This is a genomic window from Streptomyces sp. NPDC087428, from assembly GCF_044744085.1.
GTDB lineage: Bacteria > Actinomycetota > Actinomycetes > Streptomycetales > Streptomycetaceae > Streptomyces.
Genome location: NZ_JBIUXR010000013.1, coordinates 255580 through 273803, shown reverse-complemented (window position 1 = coordinate 273803; position 18224 = coordinate 255580). Strand labels below are relative to the sequence as shown.

14 protein-coding genes are annotated in these 18224 nt (G+C 72.0%); 10 read left to right on the top strand and 4 right to left on the bottom strand.

The genetic code is table 11. From position 1 onward, the window contains the following. Nucleotides 1-136: 136 nt before the first annotated feature. Nucleotides 137-2389: an ATP-dependent RecD-like DNA helicase gene (locus ACIO3R_RS27975; protein ID WP_402109595.1), complete on the bottom strand. Its 2253-nt coding sequence runs from the start codon at nucleotides 2387-2389 to the stop codon at nucleotides 137-139. Continuing rightward, nucleotides 2386-3369 (bottom strand): aldo/keto reductase, encoded by a 984-nt coding sequence (locus ACIO3R_RS27970; RefSeq protein ID WP_385039818.1) that lies wholly within the window; start codon nucleotides 3367-3369, stop codon nucleotides 2386-2388. Before ACIO3R_RS27970 ends, ACIO3R_RS27975 begins: the two co-directional genes overlap by 4 nt. 140 nt (nucleotides 3370-3509) lie before the next feature. On the opposite strand from ACIO3R_RS27970, the gene ACIO3R_RS27965 reads away from it, so the two are divergent. Both ACIO3R_RS27965 and ACIO3R_RS27960 read left to right on the top strand, forming a co-directional pair. After that, nucleotides 3510-4559, top strand: a complete 1050-nt coding sequence (locus ACIO3R_RS27965) for an LLM class F420-dependent oxidoreductase (RefSeq protein ID WP_385039821.1) — start codon at nucleotides 3510-3512, stop codon at nucleotides 4557-4559. Between the two features lie 246 nt (nucleotides 4560-4805). Next, nucleotides 4806-5594, top strand: coding sequence for a ferritin-like domain-containing protein (locus ACIO3R_RS27960; RefSeq protein ID WP_385039824.1), 789 nt, complete (start codon nucleotides 4806-4808; stop codon nucleotides 5592-5594). A 36-nt stretch (nucleotides 5595-5630) separates the two neighbouring features. Here ACIO3R_RS27960 and corA read toward each other — a convergent pair whose 3' ends face one another. After that, nucleotides 5631-6626 (bottom strand): magnesium/cobalt transporter CorA, encoded by a 996-nt coding sequence (gene corA / locus ACIO3R_RS27955; protein ID WP_402109591.1) that lies wholly within the window; start codon nucleotides 6624-6626, stop codon nucleotides 5631-5633. Between the two features lie 95 nt (nucleotides 6627-6721). Between corA and ACIO3R_RS27950 the strand changes: the two genes are divergently transcribed. The 5 genes from ACIO3R_RS27950 (at nucleotide 6722) to ACIO3R_RS27930 (ending at nucleotide 13483) form a co-directional block, all read left to right on the top strand. After that, complete coding sequence (locus ACIO3R_RS27950; RefSeq protein WP_385039830.1) at nucleotides 6722-7432, top strand: histidine phosphatase family protein; 711 nt, start codon at nucleotides 6722-6724, stop codon at nucleotides 7430-7432. Nucleotides 7433-7538: 106 nt separating this feature from the next. Further along, a complete protein-coding gene (locus ACIO3R_RS27945) occupies nucleotides 7539-8129 on the top strand; it encodes a DUF3090 domain-containing protein (RefSeq protein ID WP_123528141.1) in 591 nt (196 codons plus the stop codon). Next, entirely contained in the window at nucleotides 8093-8932 is an 840-nt protein-coding gene (locus ACIO3R_RS27940) for an SCO1664 family protein (RefSeq protein WP_402109587.1), read from the top strand. Before ACIO3R_RS27945 ends, ACIO3R_RS27940 begins: the two co-directional genes overlap by 37 nt. A 167-nt stretch (nucleotides 8933-9099) precedes the next feature. Further along, nucleotides 9100-10329, top strand: coding sequence for a cysteine--1-D-myo-inosityl 2-amino-2-deoxy-alpha-D-glucopyranoside ligase (gene mshC / locus ACIO3R_RS27935; protein WP_402109585.1), 1230 nt, complete (start codon nucleotides 9100-9102; stop codon nucleotides 10327-10329). A 109-nt stretch (nucleotides 10330-10438) separates the two neighbouring features. After that, the gene (locus ACIO3R_RS27930; protein ID WP_402109580.1) at nucleotides 10439-13483 is read left to right on the top strand and encodes an NPCBM/NEW2 domain-containing protein; all 3045 of its coding nucleotides are present in this window, start codon (nucleotides 10439-10441) and stop codon (nucleotides 13481-13483) included. A gap of 63 nt (nucleotides 13484-13546) precedes the next feature. Here the strand turns inward: ACIO3R_RS27930 and ACIO3R_RS27925 are convergent, their stop codons facing one another. Then, the gene (locus ACIO3R_RS27925; RefSeq protein ID WP_385036566.1) at nucleotides 13547-14692 is read right to left on the bottom strand and encodes a PAC2 family protein; all 1146 of its coding nucleotides are present in this window, start codon (nucleotides 14690-14692) and stop codon (nucleotides 13547-13549) included. Between the two features lie 257 nt (nucleotides 14693-14949). Here ACIO3R_RS27925 and ACIO3R_RS27920 point away from each other — a divergent pair, with 257 nt between their 5' ends. The 3 genes from ACIO3R_RS27920 to ACIO3R_RS27910 all read left to right on the top strand — a co-directional run bounded on the left by ACIO3R_RS27920 (nucleotide 14950) and on the right by ACIO3R_RS27910 (nucleotide 18224). Then, nucleotides 14950-16287, top strand: a complete 1338-nt coding sequence (locus ACIO3R_RS27920; protein WP_385036565.1) for an L-fuconate dehydratase — start codon at nucleotides 14950-14952, stop codon at nucleotides 16285-16287. Then, complete coding sequence (locus tag ACIO3R_RS27915) at nucleotides 16284-17063, top strand: SDR family NAD(P)-dependent oxidoreductase (protein WP_402109574.1); 780 nt, start codon at nucleotides 16284-16286, stop codon at nucleotides 17061-17063. Before ACIO3R_RS27920 ends, ACIO3R_RS27915 begins: the two co-directional genes overlap by 4 nt. Nucleotides 17064-17183: 120 nt before the next feature. Then, complete coding sequence (locus tag ACIO3R_RS27910; RefSeq protein ID WP_363030395.1) at nucleotides 17184-18224, top strand: sugar ABC transporter substrate-binding protein; 1041 nt, start codon at nucleotides 17184-17186, stop codon at nucleotides 18222-18224.

The following is an 18224-nucleotide window of genomic DNA, read 5'->3' as shown; positions in this document are numbered from 1 at the left end:
GGGTCGCCCCCGGGGCCTGTCTCCCCGGGGCCCGGGGGGCGGGGGGGGGGGCCGGGGCGGGGGGGGGGGGGGGGGGCCGGGGGGCGGGGGGGGGGGGCGGGGGGGGGGCCCCCCCCCCCCCCCCGGCCCTCCCGTCTCACCCGTCCGACGCCTCCAGCAGCGTGCGCAGCCGGGTCGTGCGGTCCTGCGCGGGGGACTCGGCGACGGCGCGCGGCAGGGCCTGATCCACCCCGTGCACCACCGACAGATGCCGCTCACCCCGGCTGAAGGCGGTGTAGACCCAGGGGCGGCTGAGCCCCTGCGCCGCGTCACCGGGCAGTACGACGACCACCGCGGGCCACCGCATACCGGCCGCCTGATGGGCGCTGAGCGCCCAGGCGTGGCGCACGGACGCCTCCACCCGCTCCTGCGGCACGACGACCGGGGTCCCCGCACAGTCCAGGTGCAGGCCCTCGGTGTCGGCCGAGACGACCACGCCGGGCACGGTCCTGCCCGGTGTGGGGACATGGGCGATCCGGTCGCCGGGGTCGAAGCCGCCGAACCGTCCGGGGCCGGGGTTGAGCCGCTGCTTGAGCGCCTCGTTCAGCGCCCGGGTGCCCGCGGAGCCGCCGTGGCCGACGGTGATCACCTGGGTGTCGGACGACGGCACTCCGATGGCGCGCGGCACCGAGTCGGCGACCAGCTGCACCGTGCGGTGCACCGCCTCGCCCGCGTCACGCACAGGCACGATCACCACTTCCCGGCCCGGCGCCGCCACCTGGTTCAGCTCCCCGATGCCGATGCCGGAGACCAGCTCACCGATCGGACCGGGGTCCGGCGTACGGGAGACGGTCTGCGGGCACGCACGGGCGGCCAGCACATCGGCGAACACCCGCCCCGCACCCGCGGAGCCCAGTACGCCCGGATCGCCGCTGAGTACCAGACGGGTCCCGTCGGCCAGCGCCTCCACCAGCATCGCGCCGGTCTCGACGTCGAGCTGCGGGGCGTCCAGCACGACGAGGAGATCGATGGCCACGGCCCCCTCCTCGTCCCGTCCGGGGCCCTCGGCGCCGGAGAGCAGCCCGGCCAGTGTGACGGCCGCCGACGGGTCGCCGACCGCCTCGGCCAGCCGCTGCCGGCCGTCCGTGCTGTGGGTGGCGCCCAGTGCCCGCAGACCGAGGCCGCTCGCCGCCGCGATCAGCGCGGCGGGCTCGGCCCTGGCGGCCTCGCCGCCGGTGTGCGCGACGAGCCCGTGGGCCGCGGCCGTACGGATCAGCTCGGCGGCCGAGGGGGAGGGCGCGGACGAGGCGGCCTCCGACCAGTCGGCGTCCTTCTCGCAGGCGTTCACCAGCCGGGCCAGCCCGTCGGCGAGGCTCTCCTCGGCCAGCGCGTACCGGTCGAGGCCGAGGAACACCCGCACCGGCTCCCGCCCGTCCCCGGCCTCCGCGCCCTCGGTCGGGTCCTCGGCCGCGTCCTCGGTCTCCGCTGTCTCCTCGTCCTGCGCGCCGTCCTGGAAGACCAGGACGACGCCCTCGGCGACGGCGTGCTGGACGGCCGCCTCGGGGTCGGTCACCGCCCGCCCGGCGAGCGCGGCCCGCACCTCCGCGGCGTCCAGCGCGGTGTGGCCCTGGAGCGCGGCGCGCTCCAGCAGCCAGCCGACCAGGGCCGCGGTGCGCCGCTCGTCGTCGGGCCCGCACGCATCGCCCAGGAGCGCCCGTGCGAAGCCGTCTGCCTGCTCGGGCCCGACGCCGGGGAGGGAGAGCAGCTGCCAGGGGTCCTCGCGCAGGGCCTCTGCGGCCTGCGCGCCGAGCGTTCCGGCGGCCGGGGCGGCCAGGTTCTCGGGAGCCCCGCCGGCGGCCAGCACGGCCGCCACGGCGGCGACCGCCTCCGGAGCGGCGCCCAGGGGGGCGCGGACGGACTCGGCGGCCCGTTCCCGGACCGGGGGCGGCGCGGGGACGGCGCGGCGGGGTGCGGTGGGAGCGGGGGAGTCGAAGAACGCGGCTCCCGGCTTCTCGCCGCTCTCCACGGCGCGCACGGCGGCCAGCAGATCAGCGGCCGGCCCGCTCAGCTTCGTACCGGCGGGGATGGGGCCGTCCTTCTCGGCCTTGCGCTTCTCGATCCGCTCCAGCAGCTCGCGCTGGGCGGCCAGCTCCGCCTCGGCCTCGGAGACGGCCGGGGCGGCCGGGGTGTCACCGTCGGCGCTTCCGTCGGTCCCCGCGGCGGGGACCGCGCCGGACGCCGCCGCGTCATCGGTACCGTCGGCGCTTTCCTCGTCGCTCGCTTCGGAGGCCGCCTCTTCGGGCCCGGCTGCCGGCTCCTCTGCCGGGATGTCCGTGGAGGCGTCCGCGACAACGCTGTCGTCGTCGGTGGCCGAGGGGCCGGGGGATTCCCCCCGGGGAAGCGCAGTCACAGCGTGCTCCAGTCCTGGTCGGGATAGCGGTGCACGGGCGCCGACACATCGTCGAGCGCGCGGCAGATCTCGTCAGGAAGACTAAGCGCCTCCACTGACAATGCCTCCGCGAGCTGGCGCGCGTTGCGCGCGCCGACGATCGGGGCCACCACCCCCGGCCGGTCCCGCACCCAGGCGAGCGCCACCTGGAGCGGCGTCGTGGCCAGCCCGTCGGCCGCGGTCGCCACGGCGTCCACGATGCGGCTCGCCGGGTCGTCGAGGTACGGCTCGACGAACGGGGCCAGCAGCTCGGAGGCGCCGCGCGAGCCCGCCGGGGTGCCGGTGCGGTACTTGGCGGTCAGCACGCCCCGGCCCAGCGGCGACGACGGCAGCAGCCCGACACCGAGGTCGAGCGCCGCCGGCAGCACCTCGCGCTCCACGCCCCGTTGCAGCAGCGAGTACTCCATCTGCGTACTGGCCAGCCGGGTCCGCACGCCGGGCGAGGCCAGCTGCCAGGTCGCGGCCTTGGCCAGTTGCCAGCCGCAGAAGTTCGACACCCCGGCGTACCGGGCGCGCCCGCTGGACACCGCGATGTCGAGTGCCTGGAGCGTCTCGTCCAGCGGCGTCACCGGGTCGAAGGCGTGCACCTGCCACAGGTCCACGTAGTCGGTGTTGAGCCGGGCCAGCGAGGCGTCGAGGGCGGCCAGCAGGTGCCCGCGCGAACCGTTGAACCTGCGGTAGGGGTCGGGCACACTGCCGGCCTTCGTCGCGATGACCAGATCGTGCCGCGGCACCAGGCCCTCGACGAGGCGCCCGAGCAGGTACTCGGACTCGCCGCCGCCGTACACGTCCGCGGTGTCGACCAGGGTGCCGCCCACCTCCCAGAAGGCCTTCAGCTGCTCGGCAGCGTCGTGCTCGTCGGTGTCCCGGCCCCAGGTGAGGGTGCCGAGCCCGATCCGGGACACTCGAAGGCCGGTGCGGCCGAGATGCCTCTGCTCCATGGGCGCTGAGATTACTGGCCGGGTGTCCACTCGTCGCAGGCCTGTGGACAACCGGGGCCCGGGTCACCCCTGCCGGATCGTGTTCCCGCGCGCTAGAGTCCGGAGCACAGGGACGTTACTGATCAGTAAGGGGAGCGGTTATGCGGCTCGGCATCAATCTCGGTTACTGGGGTGCGGGGATGGACGGGGACAACCTCGCCGTCGCGCAGGAGGCCGACCGGCTCGGCTACGACGTCTGCTGGGCTGCCGAGGCCTACGGCTCGGACGCCCCGACCGTGCTGACCTGGGTGGCCGCGCAGACCGAGTCCATCGACATCGGCTCCGCGATCATGCAGATCCCGGCCCGCCAGCCCGCCATGACGGCGATGACCGCGGCCACTCTCGACTCGCTCTCCGGCGGCCGGTTCCGGCTCGGCCTCGGGGTGTCGGGACCGCAGGTCTCCGAGGGCTGGTACGGCGTCAAGTTCGACAAGCCGCTGGCCCGCACCCGGGAGTACGTCGAGATCGTCCGCAAGGCGATGACCCGCGAGCGGCTCTCGTACGAGGGACAGCACTGGACGCTCCCGCTGCCGGACGGACCGGGCAAGCCGATCAAGCTGACCGTCCACCCGCAGCGCGAGCACATCCCGCTGTACATCGCCGCGATCGGCCCGAAGAACCTGGAGCAGACCGGTGAGATCGCGGACGGGGCGCTGCTGATCTTCCCCTCCGCGGACCACCTGGAGGACACCGCGGTGAAGCATCTGCGGGCGGGCCGGGAGAAGGCCGGCAAGACCATGGAGGGCTTCGACGTCTGCCCGACCCTGCCGCTCGCCGTCGGCGACGACGTGAACGGCCTCGCCGACATGTTCCGGCCGTACACCGCGCTGTACGTCGGCGGCATGGGCAGCCGCAAGCAGAACTTCTACAACCAGCTCGCCCGGCGCATGGGGTACGAGAAGGAAGCCGCAGAGGTCCAGGACAAGTACCTGTCCGGCGACAAGAGCGGTGCGGCCGCCGCCGTGCCGCACCGGCTGATCGACCAGACCACGCTGCTGGGGCCGGTGGAGCGGATCTCCGACCGGATGCAGGCCTACGCGGCCGCGGGGGTCACCACCCTGACCCTGGCCCCGGCCGGCTTCACGCTCGACGAGCGGATCGCCGCGCTGCGCGCCGGTACGGACGCGCTGGAGCGGTCCGGGCTCGCCTGAGGCCCGTTGCCCGCGGCGGGGCAGCACTACGGCCGTGGTGGGGGCTCGGGGGTCTCCCCGCCACGGCCGTCACGCGGAACAACGCGACCGGGGCGGTTGGGTTACGGGGCCCGTGCGGAAACGGTTCCCCAGCGGTGTATCCACACCGTCCGCACGTTCGGCCCAGTCCGGGGGCCTTCCTGTTGCCCGTCGGCGCCGGGAGCATTTGACTGTCGCTCGGCGGATGCCGGCACGGAGGTGACAGTGATGCTCTCGGCAAAGAACCTGTTCCAGGAGATTCTCGACGACGACGAGTCGTTCCGGCTGTTCTGCTCCATCGCCGCCGGCGGGGAGTCCCAGGGAGGCTGGGAGAACGGCCGCATCGCGGCCCTCGCACCCGCCGGCCAGCGCGCGCTGGCCCCCAAGATCGCCCGGCACGGAGCCGACGAGGACAAGCACGGCCGGATCTTCAACGCCCTGCTCAGGAAGCGCGGACTCACGCCCGTCGAGGTGCCGCACGAGACCGACTACACGATGCTGCTGGAGAAGTACGGCATCGGCCTCGCCCATGAGCGGCTGGGGCGGGAGGAACCGCTCGCCGAGCGCGACATCATCACCTACCTCGCGCACAGCCGGGTGACCGAACAGCGCGCCTCCGAGCAGATGCGGCTGCTGCGGAGGTACTTCGCCGACCACCCCGACCTGGGCCGCGCGGTACGGATGATCTCGAACGACGAGGACAACCACCTGGCGTACTGCCACGAGGAGCTGCTGCGCTTCGCCCGGTCGGGACACGGCCGCACGATCCAGAGCATCCTGCGCGAGTGCGCACTCGGCGAGATCCGGGTCTACCGCGACGTCAGCCTCGCGGTGATGGACCACATGGGCCGCATCCTGGGCTGGCCCAGGGCCAAGGCCGCCGTGCTGGCCGCGGGAATCCACGCCGTCTACGCGTACGAGCGCCTCGTGGGCTGGCGGCGCATGGTGAGCCTGGTGCCGCCCGAGCGGCGCGACGCGCTGGGCGGTCCGGCCGTGCCGGCCCCCGAGTTCGGCTGAGAGGCTGTCGCGTGACCGCCGGCTCCGCCGCCCCCGTCAGAGCCAGCCGCGCCGCTTGAACTGCCGGTACAGGCCCAGGACCACGCCCGCCATCAGCAGGATCACCGCCGGGTAGGCCCACGCCCACCTCAGCTCCGGCATGTGCTTGAAGTTCATGCCGTAGATCCCCGCGACCATGGTCGGCACCGCCGCCATCGCCGCCCAGGCCGAGATCTTGCGCATGTCGTCGTTCTGCCGCACCCCCATCTGGGCGAGGTGCGCGGACAGGATGTCGGAGAGCAGCCGGTCGAGGCCCTCCACCTGCTCGTTGGCGCGCGTCAGATGGTCCTGCACGTCCCGGAAGAAGGGCTGCGACCGCTCGCGGACGAAGGGCACCCCCGCGCTCGCCAGCCGGGCCATCGGGGCGGCCAGCGGGACCGTCGCCCTGCGGAACTCCAGCACCTGGCGCTTGAACGTGTAGATGCGGGCCGCGGTGTTCTTGGAGTCGCCGGTGACGGACGGGGCGAAGACCTCCGTCTCCAGCTCCTCCAGGTCGACCTGGAGCTCGCCCGCGACATCGATGTAGTGGTCCACGACCGCGTCGCTGATCGCGTACAGCACCGCCGTGGGCCCGTGCTTGAGCACATCGGCCTCGGACTCCAGCCGGCGGCGCACGGCGGCCAGCGGCGCGGCCTCGCCGTGGCGGACCGTCACCACGAACGAGTCGCCTATGAACACCATCAGTTCGTCCGTGCTGACCGTGTCGCTCCCGTGGTCGTACAGGACCGGCTTTATCACCGCGAACAGCGAGTCGTCGTACACCTCCAGCTTCGGCCGCTGGTGCGCGGCCAGGGCGTCCTCCACCGCCAGCGGGTGCAGCCCGAACTCGCTGCTGACCAGTTCGAACTCCTTCTCCGTCGGCTCGTGCAGGCCGATCCACAAGAAGGCGTCGCCGGTGGCCCGAGCCTCTTCGAGCGCATCGGAGAAGTCGGCCGGGCCGTCGGTGCGGCGTCCGTCCCGGTAGATGGCGCAGTCCACGATCACGGCGCGCATTCTGCCCTGCTCCGGTTCCCGGCGCACCTTTGCCGGAGCGGCTGCCTAAGGGCTGTCCCGCCAGGAACCGCGGGACAGCCCTTAGGCTGGCCGGTATGCCCACCCTGATCCTCGTACGCCACGGACGCTCCACCGCCAACACGGCCGGGGTGCTCGCGGGCCGGACTCCCGGCGTCGCGCTCGACGAGCGCGGCGCCGAGCAGGCCGCGGCGCTCCCCGGCCGGCTGGCCGCGCTGCCCATCGCCGCGGTCGTCAGCAGCCCCCTGCAACGCTGCCGCGAGACGCTGCGGCCGCTGCTCGACGCCCGGCCGGACCTGCCGCTGCACACCGAGGAGCGGATCAGCGAGTGCGACTACGGCGACTGGGCGGGCCGCAAGCTCGCCGAGCTCGCCGACGAGCCGCTGATGACGGTCGTGCAGCAGCACCCGTCGGCGGCGGCGTTCCCCGGCGGCGAGTCCATGAGGGCGATGCAGGCACGCGCCGTCGACGCGGTCCGGGAGTGGAACGCGCGGATCGAGGCGGAGCACGGCGAGAGCGCCGTCTACGTGATGTGCTCGCACGGCGACATCATCAAGTCCCTTGTCGCCGACGCGCTCGGCATGCACCTGGACCTCTTCCAGCGGGTCCACGCCGACCCGTGCTCGGTCACCGCGATCCGTTACACCAGGCTGCGGCCCTTCCTGCTGAGGCTCGGCGACACGGGCGATCTCGCCCCGCTGGCCCCGCGCGAACCGGCCCCCGACGAGGGCGGGACGGCGGACGGAGAGGCCGATGCCGCGGTCGGGGGCGGCGCTGGGGCGCCGTGATCGCTCCGCGCAGTAGGGTGGACGCGCCGTAGGCGCCTTTCCGGGAGATCTCTCCCGTCGCCCCGGCCGACCCCTCATCCGCATCACATCACAAGGGAGACAGGACGTGTCCCGTCAGGTGTTCCTCTACGACCCCCCGGACCGTTTCGTGGCCGGTACGGTCGGGCTGCCTGGACGTCGTACGTTCTTCCTCCAGGCATCCTCAGGCGGACGTGTCACCAGCGTGGCCCTGGAGAAGACCCAAGTCGCCGCGCTCGCCGAGCGGGTGGACGAACTGCTCGACGAGGTGGTCCGCCGCACCGGGGGGAATTCCCCGGTGCCCGCGGTGGCCCCGATGGACGTCACCGACACCGCTCCGCTCGACGTCCCCGTCGAGGAGGAGTTCCGCGTCGGCACGATGGCACTCGCCTGGGACGGCGAGGAACAGCGCATGATCGTCGAGGCGCAGGCACTGGTCGAGCTGGACGCGGAATCCGTCGAGGATCTCGCGGAGGCCGAGGAGCGGCTCCTCCAGGACGAGGAGAACGGCCCGCCGATGCTCCGGGTCCGGCTCAGCGGGGCGCAGGCCCGCGCCTTCGCCAAACGCGCCCTGGACGTCGTGAACGCCGGCCGCCCGCCGTGTCCGCTGTGCAGTCTGCCGCTCGATCCGGAAGGACACGTATGCCCCCGCCAGAACGGATACCGCCGCGGGGCCTGACCGACGCCGAGCGGATGACCCTGCTCGGCAAGGGTGAGCTCACCGTTCTCGGACAGGTCCGGGGGGCGTCCAACGCGGTGCTGTACTGCTCGGTCGCGTACGAGGGCGAGCAGACGCACTGCGTCTACAAGCCGGTGGCCGGAGAACAGCCCCTGTGGGACTTCCCCGACGGCACGCTCGCCCAGCGCGAGGTGGCCGCCTACGAGGTGTCGGAGGCGACCGGCTGGGGTCTGGTGCCGCCGACCGTGCTCCGGGACGGGCCCTACGGCCAGGGCATGTGCCAGCTGTGGATCGAGGCCGCGCCGCAGGGCGAGGACGAACCGGGGCTGCTCGCGCTCGTCGAGGACGAGGAGCCCGCCGAGGGCTGGAAGGCCGTGGCCCTCGCCGAGGTCGGGGAGGGGAAGACCGCGCTGCTGGTCCACGCGGACGACCCCAGGCTGCGGCGGCTCGCGGTGCTGGACGCGGTGATCAACAACGGCGACCGGAAGGGCGGGCACCTGCTGCCGGCGCCCGACGGCCGGCTGTACGGGATCGATCACGGCGTCACCTTCAACGCCGACGACAAGCTGCGCACCCTGCTGTGGGGCTGGGCGGGCGAGCCGCTGCCGGCGGAGGCCGTGGAGGTGCTCGACCGGCTGGCCGGGGAGCTGGAGGCGGGGGCCGCGCTGGTCACCCGGCTGGGCGAACTGATCACCGCGGCCGAGATCGAGGCGCTGCGGACCCGTGTGGCGGGGCTGCGGGCCACGGGGCTCCACCGGGAGCCGAGCGGTGGCTGGCCGGCCATTCCGTGGCCGCCCGTATAGGCCGGGGCGCGGCGGGCGGCCCCTGACGCGTCCGCCCCTCCCGGGCCGGCCCCGGTACGCGGCCGGGGGAGCGAGGCACCTTTCCGGGCCGTGCGCAAGAGTGCCTCTTCGGACAGGTTGCCCCCTCCGGTTCGTATCCGGAAGCCGCGTCCGGTTACGCTCATTGCATGCATGCCTGGCCCGCTTCTGAGGTCCCCGCCCTGCCTGGCAAGGGCCGCGACCTTCGGATCCACGACACCGCGACCGGCGGACGGATCACCCTTGACCCCGGTCCCGTCGCCCGCATCTATGTCTGCGGCATCACGCCGTACGACGCGACCCATATGGGTCATGCGGCGACTTACAACGCGTTCGACCTCGTTCAGCGCGTGTGGCTCGACACCAAGCGGCAGGTTCACTATGTCCAGAACGTGACTGACGTGGACGATCCGCTGCTGGAGCGGGCCGTGCGCGACGGTGAGGACTGGACCGAGCTCGCCGAGCGCGAGACGGCCCTGTTCCGTGAGGACATGACTGCCCTGCGCATGCTCCCGCCGCAGCACTACATCGGAGCCGTCGAGGCGATACCCGGCATCGTGCCGCTCGTCGAACGACTCCGTGACGCGGGCGCCGCCTACGACCTCGACGGCGATGTGTACTTCTCCGTCGACACCGACCCGCGCTTCGGCCAGGTCTCCAACCTGGACGCCGAGGCGATGCGGCTGCTCTCCGCCGAGCGCGGCGGCGACCCGGAGCGGCCGGGCAAGAAGAACCCCCTCGACCCGATGCTCTGGATGGCCGCCCGTGAGGGCGAGCCGAGCTGGGACGGCGCCTCGCTCGGGGCCGGCCGGCCCGGCTGGCACATCGAGTGCGTCGCCATCGCCCTGGACCATCTCGGCATGGGCTTCGACGTCCAGGGAGGCGGCTCCGACCTCGCCTTCCCGCACCACGAGATGGGCGCCTCGCACGCCCAGGTGCTGACCGGCGAGCACCCGTTCGCCCAGGCGTACGTGCACGCCGGCATGGTCGGCCTGGACGGCGAGAAGATGTCGAAGTCCAAGGGGAACCTGGTCTTCGTCTCGGTGCTCCGCCGCGACGGCGTGGACCCGGCGGAGATCCGTCTCGCCCTGCTCTCGCACCACTACCGGTCCGACTGGGAGTGGACCGACCAGGTGCTCGCCGACGCGGTGGAGCGTCTCGCGCGCTGGCGCGCCGCCGTCTCGCGGCCCGACGGCCTCTCCGCCGACGCCCTGGTCGAGGAGGTCCGCGAGGCCCTCGCCGACGATCTGGACACCCCGGCGGCCCTGGCCGCGGTGGACCGCTGGGCCGAGCGGCAGACCGCCGACGGCGGCACGGACGAGGGGGCGCCGGGACTCGTCTCGCGCACCGTCGACGCGCTGCTTGGTGTCGCGCTGTAACTGCCCCCGGTATTACGTCCGTTCACCGGCCCCGAACTTCTTGATGAAGTTCGGGGCCGGTTCCGTTTTGTCCATGGTCAAATGCTCGATGCTGCGCTAAAAGCGCTCTATGCAATCATCAACGCGCATCAGAACGGCAGTTGTTGCAGCGCTGCTGGGGCTGTTCGCCGTCCTCTCCGGACCGGGCAGCGCAGAGGCGGATCCGGCCGCCCCCGCCGGGTCGACGGTCGGCGATCTCACCGGCTTCTCGGCCGACGGATCCGTCTACCACCTGCGTGCGGGGGCCGCCGAGGCCCGCGTCAGCTTCGTGTCCGACGAGACCTTCCGGATCGAACTCGCCCCGGACGGCACGTTCTCGGACCCGGCCGGCGACGCCATCGTGCTGCCTCAGGGATCGCCGCCCCGCACCCGGTGGAAGGAGCGCAGCGACCGCTACGACCTCTCCACCGGGGACGTCACGCTGCGTGCCTACAAGTCGCCCCTGCGATTCGCCCTGTACCGGGCAGACGGCAGCCAGGTCTGGTCCGAGGCCAAGGGGCTCAGCTGGGACGGCGAGCAGACCACCCAGACCCTCGCACGCGGCGCCGACGAGCAGTTCTACGGCGCCGGTATGCAGAACGGCCGCGGCAACACCTCGCACCGGGGGCAGACCGTCGAGGTCGGCGTCGACTACAACTGGGACGACGGCGGACATCCCAACTCGGTGCCCTTCTACCTCTCGTCGGCCGGCTACGGCGTCTTCCGCAACACCTTCGCGCCCAATACCTACGCCTTCACCGACCCGGTGACCACCAGCGCGAAGGAACAGCGCTTCGACGCCTACTACTTCGCGGGTGACGCCAAGGAGGTCATAGGCCAGTACACCGAGCTCACCGGCAAGCCGTTCCTGCCGCCCGTGTACGGCATGGAGATCGGTGACGCCGACTGCTACCTGCACAACGCCAACCGCGGCGAGCGCCACACCCTGGACTCGCTGAAGGTCGCCGACGGCTACGTCGAGAACGACATGCCGAACGGCTGGATGCTCGTCAACGACGGCTACGGCTGCGGTCACGAGGACCTCGCGGAGACCGCCAAGGGCCTCCAGGACCGCGACATGCAGCTCGGCCTGTGGACCCAGGACGGCATCGACAAGATCGCTGAACAGGTCAAGGCGGGCCAGCGCGTCGCCAAGCTCGACGTGGCCTGGATCGGGGACGGCTACAAGTTCGCCCTGGACGGCTGCAAGGACGCCTACAAGGGCATCGAGGACAACAGCGACGCCCGTGGCTTCACCTACGCCCCCGAGAGCTGGTCGGGCGCGCAGCGCTGCGGTGTCCAGTGGTCCGGCGACCAGTACGGCACCTGGGACTACATCCGCTGGCAGATCCCGACCTACGCGGGCGCCACGATGTCCGGCCTCGCCTACACCACGGGCGACGTCGACGGCATCTTCGGCGGCAGCGCCAAGACGTACACCCGTGACCTCCAGTGGAAGATGTTCCTGGGCACCACGATGACCATGGACGGCTGGGCGGACAGCGACAAGCAGCCCTTCCGTTACGGGGAGCCGTACACCTCCGTCAACCGCGACTACCTCAAGCTCAAGGAGTCGCTGCTGCCGTACCAGTACTCCTACGCGCACGAGGCGACGAAGACCGGCGTCGGCATGGTCCGCCCGCTGGTGCTGGAGTACCCGGACGACCCGAAGGCCGCGACGGACGCGGCGAAGTACGAGTTCATGTCCGGCGAGGACTTCCTCGTCGCCCCCGTCTACCAGGACAGCACCGAGCGCGACGGCATCTACCTGCCGAAGGGCACCTGGACCGACTACTGGACCGGACGGACCTACCAGGGCCCGGCCACTGTCGACGACTACAGCGCCCCGCTCGACACCCTGCCGCTGTTCGTCAGGGGCGGCGCCAGCGTGCCGATGTGGCCGGGCATCCGCTCGTACAAGGACCGCACGGCCGGCTCCCCGCTCGCCTGGGACATCTACCCGCAGGGCAAGTCCTCGTTCACCCTGTACGAGGACGACGGCGTGACCCGCAAGCACCGCGACGGCGCGTACGCCACCCAGACCGCCGATGTCCGCGCCCCGGCCAAGGGCGCGGGCGACATCACCGTGAACATCGGTGAGAGCAAGGGGAAGTTCACCGGGAAGCAGAGCAGCCGCCCGTACGAGTTCAGTGTGCACACCGGCTCCGAGCCGAGCGCGGTGAAGCTCACCGGCAAGCTGCCCCGGCTCGGCTCCGCCGCCGCGTACGCCTCGGCGAAGCAGGGCTGGTGGTACGACCGCGACGACCGCGGTGGTGTGGTGAAGATCAAGACGGCACCGCTGTCCACGGGCAAGAAGTTCTCCGTGAAGCTGGAGAAGGCCAGCGCGGTCGGCGGACGGAACGCGGCCGCGACGGCCACCGTCTCCGCGCCGCGGGGCCAGGAGGTCGGCGCGGGCGCCACGGCCACCGTCGCCGTCGACGTCACCGCGGGCAAGGCCGACGTCACGGACGCGGCCGTCTCCCTGGACGTCCCCGAGGGCTGGAAGACCACCCCGGCCCCCGCCGTGCACCGGATCCCGGCGGGTACCACCCGGCGGGTCGAGGTGTCGGTCACCCCGGCGGAGGACGCCGCGCCGGGTGAGGCGCGGATCACCGCGCGCGCCCGCTACCGCTCTGCGGGCGAATCCCGTACGGCGGTCCGGCGGATCGCCGCCGGGGTGATGCCGGCGCCGCCCACCGGTGAGGTGTGGGCGAGCGATCTGGCGTGGCTGAGTTCGGTCAACGGCTACGGTCCGGCGGAGCGCGACCGCAGCAACGGCGAATCGGGCGCGGCCGACGGCGGCCCGCTCACGCTGGCCGGGAAGGTGTACGAGAAGGGGATCGGCACCCACGCCGACTCCGACATCGAGGTCTATCTCGGCGGACAGTGCTCGAAGTTCACCGCGGACGCGGGGATCGACGACGAGATCGACGGATACGGCGAGGTCGCGTTCTCCGTCGAGGCCGACGGCAAGGTCCTCTGGACCTCGCCGAAGGTGACGGGGGCGTCGGCGGCCGTACCGGTCGACGTGCCGCTCGACGGCGCGCGCCACGTGCGTCTGAAGGTCACGGACACCAACGGGTCCAAGACCGGCGACCACGGTGACTGGGGCGCCGCGCGCTTCACCTGCTCCTGAGGGTCCGCGACGAAGCGAGGGAGCCGGGCGGGTGTCCACCCGCCCGGCTCCCGGCTGTCCGGCTCAGTCCTCCGACGAATCCTCCGACGCGCTGCCCGGCGAGTCCTCCGGCGGATCCTGCGAGGCATCCTCCGGGGCGCTTCCCGGAGCGGCCTCCGGCCGTTCGCCCGGCGCGGAGTTCGGCGGGGAGCCCGGAGCGGGGCCTGCCGCGGACCCGGTCGCGGACCCGCTTCCCGAACCGCTCACCGGCCCCGGTCCGGTATCCGGCCGGGGCGGCTTCGGCGGCCTGGTCCGGCCGCTCGACGTGTCCCGCAGATACGAGCCGTCGCCGCTCTCCGTCGCGTGCCCGCCCGGACCGGAACCCGGGCCGGGGTCCCGGCGCCGCAGATAGCGCTCGAACTCCCGGGCGATGGCCTCGCCGCTCGCCTCGGGAAGCTCCGCGGTGTCCCGGGCCTCCTCCAGCGTCTGCACGTACTCCGCCACCTCGCTGTCCTCGGCGGCCAGTTGGTCGACCCCGAGCTGCCAGGCGCGCGCGTCCTCGGCCAGTTCACCCAGCGGGATGCGCAGCCCGATGAGATCCTCCAGGCGGTTCAGCAGCGCCAGGGTGGCCTTCGGGTTGGGCGGCTGCGACACGTAGTGCGGCACCGCCGCCCACAGGCTCACGGCCGGCACACCCGCGTGGGTGCACGCCTCCTGGAGGATGCCGACGATGCCGGTCGGCCCCTCGTACCTGGTCTCCTCCAGGTCCATGGTCCGCGCCAGGTCCGGATCGGACGTGACGCCGCTGACCGGGACCGGACGGGTGTGCGGGGTGTCGCCGAGCAGCGCACCGAGCACCACCACCATCTCGACGCCCAGTTCATGGGCGAAGCCCAGGATCTCGTTGCAGAACGAGCGCCAGCGCATCGACGGCTCGATGCCCCGGACCAGGACGAGGTCGCGGGGCTTGTCCCCGCCGATGCGGACCACGGAGAGCCGGGTCGTCGGCCAGGTGACCTTGCGCACCCCGCCGTCCAGCCACACCGTCGGGCGGTTGACCTGGAAGTCGTAGTAGTCCTCGGCGTCCAGCGCCGCGAACACCTCGCCCTTCCACTCCCGGTCCAGGTGCGCGACCGCCGTGGAAGCGGCGTCACCTGCGTCGTTCCACCCCTCGAACGCCGCCACCATGACCGGGTCGATCAGCTCGGGAACGCCCTCGAGCTCGATCACCCAGGCCTCCTTCCGAAGTTCCCTTGCGTACGGAACAACCTTACGGCTTCCGGCCACCCTCGCCGCAGCCCCCGCGCACGGCCGGGCGAACCCGGGCCACGAAGGTGCATCACCGGCCGAATCAGGGCATCAGGTCCGCCATACATCCGAGCTGTGTGGGGGCAATTTCGCCTCAACCCTGGACGTTGGGGCCTTCGGGGCGCTATACATCGGATGACCAGAGCAGAGGTCCGATGTTATTTCCCCTGGGGGCGCACATGAGTCAGACCGTCACGGATTTCGAGGTTCACGACATCCGTTTTCCGACCTCGGAACAACTGGACGGCTCGGACGCCATGAACCCCGATCCCGACTACTCGGCTGCCTATGTCGTACTGCGTACCGACGCCGCGGACCATGATGGTGGCGGTATCGAGGGACATGGCTTCTGTTTCACCATCGGGCGCGGCAACGAGGTGATGGCGGCCGCCATCCAGGCGCTGCGGCCCTATGTGGTGGGGCGTCCCGTGCCCCGCACCGCGGCCGACCTCGGTGCGCTGTACCGGGACCTCACCCACGATTCCCAACTCCGCTGGCTGGGGCCCGAGAAGGGCGTGATGCACATGGCGGCCGGCGCGGTCGTCAACGCCGCCTGGGACCTGGCGGCGAAGCGGGCGGACAGACCCGTCTGGCAGTTCCTGGCCGAGATGACGCCCGAGGAGCTCGTCTCCCTCGTCGACTTCCGCTACCTCAGCGACGCCCTCACCCCCGAGGAGGCGCTCGCGATCCTGCGCGCCGCCGAACCGGGCCGGGCCGAGCGGGCCGAGCGGCTGCGCGCCGAGGGATACCCCGCCTACACCACCTCGCCCGGCTGGCTCGGCTACTCCGACGACAAGCTGGTCAGACTGGCGAAGGAGGCCGTCGCCGACGGCTTCACCCAGATCAAGCTGAAGGTCGGCGGCAACCTGGAGGACGACGTCCGCAGGCTCGGGCTCGCCCGTGAGGCCGTCGGCACCGATGTACGGATCGCGGTCGACGCCAACCAGCGCTGGGACGTCGCCGACGCGGTGGAGTGGATGACCGCGCTCGCGCCGTACGACCCGCACTGGATCGAGGAGCCGACCAGCCCCGACGACATCCTCGGCCACGCCGCCGTGCGCGCCGGGCAGCCGGTCAAGGTCGCCACCGGCGAACACGTCGCCAACCGGGTCGTGTTCAAGCAGCTGCTCCAGGCCGGCGCGGTCGACTTCGTCCAGATCGACGCCGCCCGGGTCGCGGGTGTCAACGAGAACCTGGCGATCCTGCTGCTCGCCGCCAAGTACGGCGTTCCGGTCTGCCCGCACGCGGGCGGCGTCGGCCTGTGCGAGCTGGTGCAGCACCTCTCGATGTTCGACTATGTGGCGGTCTCCGGCACCTGGGAGGACCGAGTGATCGAATACGTCGATCATCTGCACGAACACTTCGCCGACCCCACCGTGATCGACTCGGGCCGCTACCGGACACCTTCGTCCCCGGGCTTCTCCGCCCGGATGCTTCCCGGGTCGATCGCCGCACACCGCTACCCGGAGGGCCCCGTATGGCAGGCCCGCCGCACCACTGAGGAGGACGGCCGATGACCGGCACACGCGACTTCGAGGGAATGAACGCCCTGGTGACGGGCGGTGCCTCCGGGATCGGGGCCGCCGTCGCGACCATGCTCCTGGAGCGCGGGGCCCGCGTCGCGGTCCTCGACCGGGAGACCGCGGGCGCCCCCGAGGGCACCCTCGCCGTCACGGCGGACGTCAGCGACGACGCGGCCGTGCGCGAGGCGGTCGACCGGGCGGCAGCCGAACTGGGCTCCCTGCACACGCTCGTCTCGAACGCGGGCATCGGTTCCATCGGCACCGTCGAGGACAACGACGACGACGAGTGGACCCGGGTCCTGGACATCAACGTCCTCGGCATGGTCCGCACCGCCCGGCACGCCCTGCCGCATCTGCGGCGCGCCGGCGCCGAGCGCCCCGGCGCCGTCTCGATCACGCAGACCTGTTCGATCGCCGCGACCGCCGGGCTGCCGCAGCGCGCCCTGTACAGCGCGAGCAAGGGCGCGGTCCTCTCGCTGACCCTCGCGATGGCCGCCGACCACGTCCGCGAGGGCGTCCGCGTCAACTGCGTCAACCCCGGGACCGCGGACACCCCGTGGGTCGGCCGGCTGCTCGGCCAGGCCGACGACCCGGCCGCAGAGCGCGCGGCGCTCAGCGCCCGCCAGCCGCTGGGCCGGCTGGTCTCCGCCGACGAGGTGGCCGCCGCGGTCGTCTACCTCGCCAGCCCCGCCGCGGCCTCCGTGACGGGTACCGCACTGGCCGTCGACGGCGGAATGCAGGGCCTGCGCCTGCGCCCCGCCGGCAGCTGACCGGAGGGTGCGCGGCCCGAGCCGAACATCTGGGCCGCGCACCCCGCACCACCTGCACCACGCACCCCAGTAATGCCATCAGATCTCCGAGCCGGTACTCCACAAAGGAACGGGACACCAATGAGAGTGCGTACGACGAGTGCGGCAGCCTGCGCCGTACTGCTGGCCGTCACTGCCCTCGCGGGCTGCAACCGCGAATCATCGGACGACGGTGCGGGTGGCGGGAAGGTCGGTATCGACCTGCCGCGCAGCGACAGCGACTTCTGGAACTCCTACCAGAACTACATCCAGAAGGGGGTCAAGAGCGGCGAGGTCAAGGCGCTGCCGCTCACCAACTCGCAGAACGACATCGGCAAGCTGGTCGCCAACGTCCAGACCTTCACCGACCAGGGCGCCAAGGCCGTGGTGATGGCTCCTCAGGACACCGGCGCGATAGCCGAGTCGCTCAGCACCCTGAACGAGAAGAAGATCCCGGTCATCAGCGTCGACACCCGCCCCGACAAGGGCAACATCTACATGGTGGTGCGCGCCGACAACAAGGCGTACGGGGCCAACGCCTGCAAGTACCTCGGCGAGCAGCTGAAGGGCAAGGGCAAGGTCGTCGAGTTCCAGGGCGACCTCTCCTCGATCAACGGCCGCGACCGCTCCGAGGCCTTCAAGACCTGCATGGAGAAGGACTTCCCGGACATCAAGGTGTTCGAGCTGGCCACCGACTGGAAGGGTGACGTCGCCTCCGCGAAGCTCCAGTCGACGCTGGCCGCCCACCCCGACATCAACGGCATCTACATGCAGGCCGGCGGTGTCTTCCTCCAGCCGACCCTCGCGCTCCTGGAGCAGAAGAAGCTGCTGAAGCCGGCCGGTTCGCCGGGCCACATCACCATCATCTCCAACGACGGCATCCCGGAGGAGTTCGACGCCATCAAGGCCGGGAAGATCGACGCGACGATCTCCCAGCCGGCCGACCTGTACGCGAAGTACGCGCTGTACTACGCCAAGGCGGCGCTGGACGGGAAGACCTTCAAGGAGGGCCCGACCGACCACGACTCCAACATCATCAAGATCCCCAACGGCTTCGAGGACCAGCTCCCCGCGCCGCTGGTGACCAAGGACAACGTCGACGACCCGAAGCTGTGGGCCAACCAGCTGGAGAAGAAGAGCTAG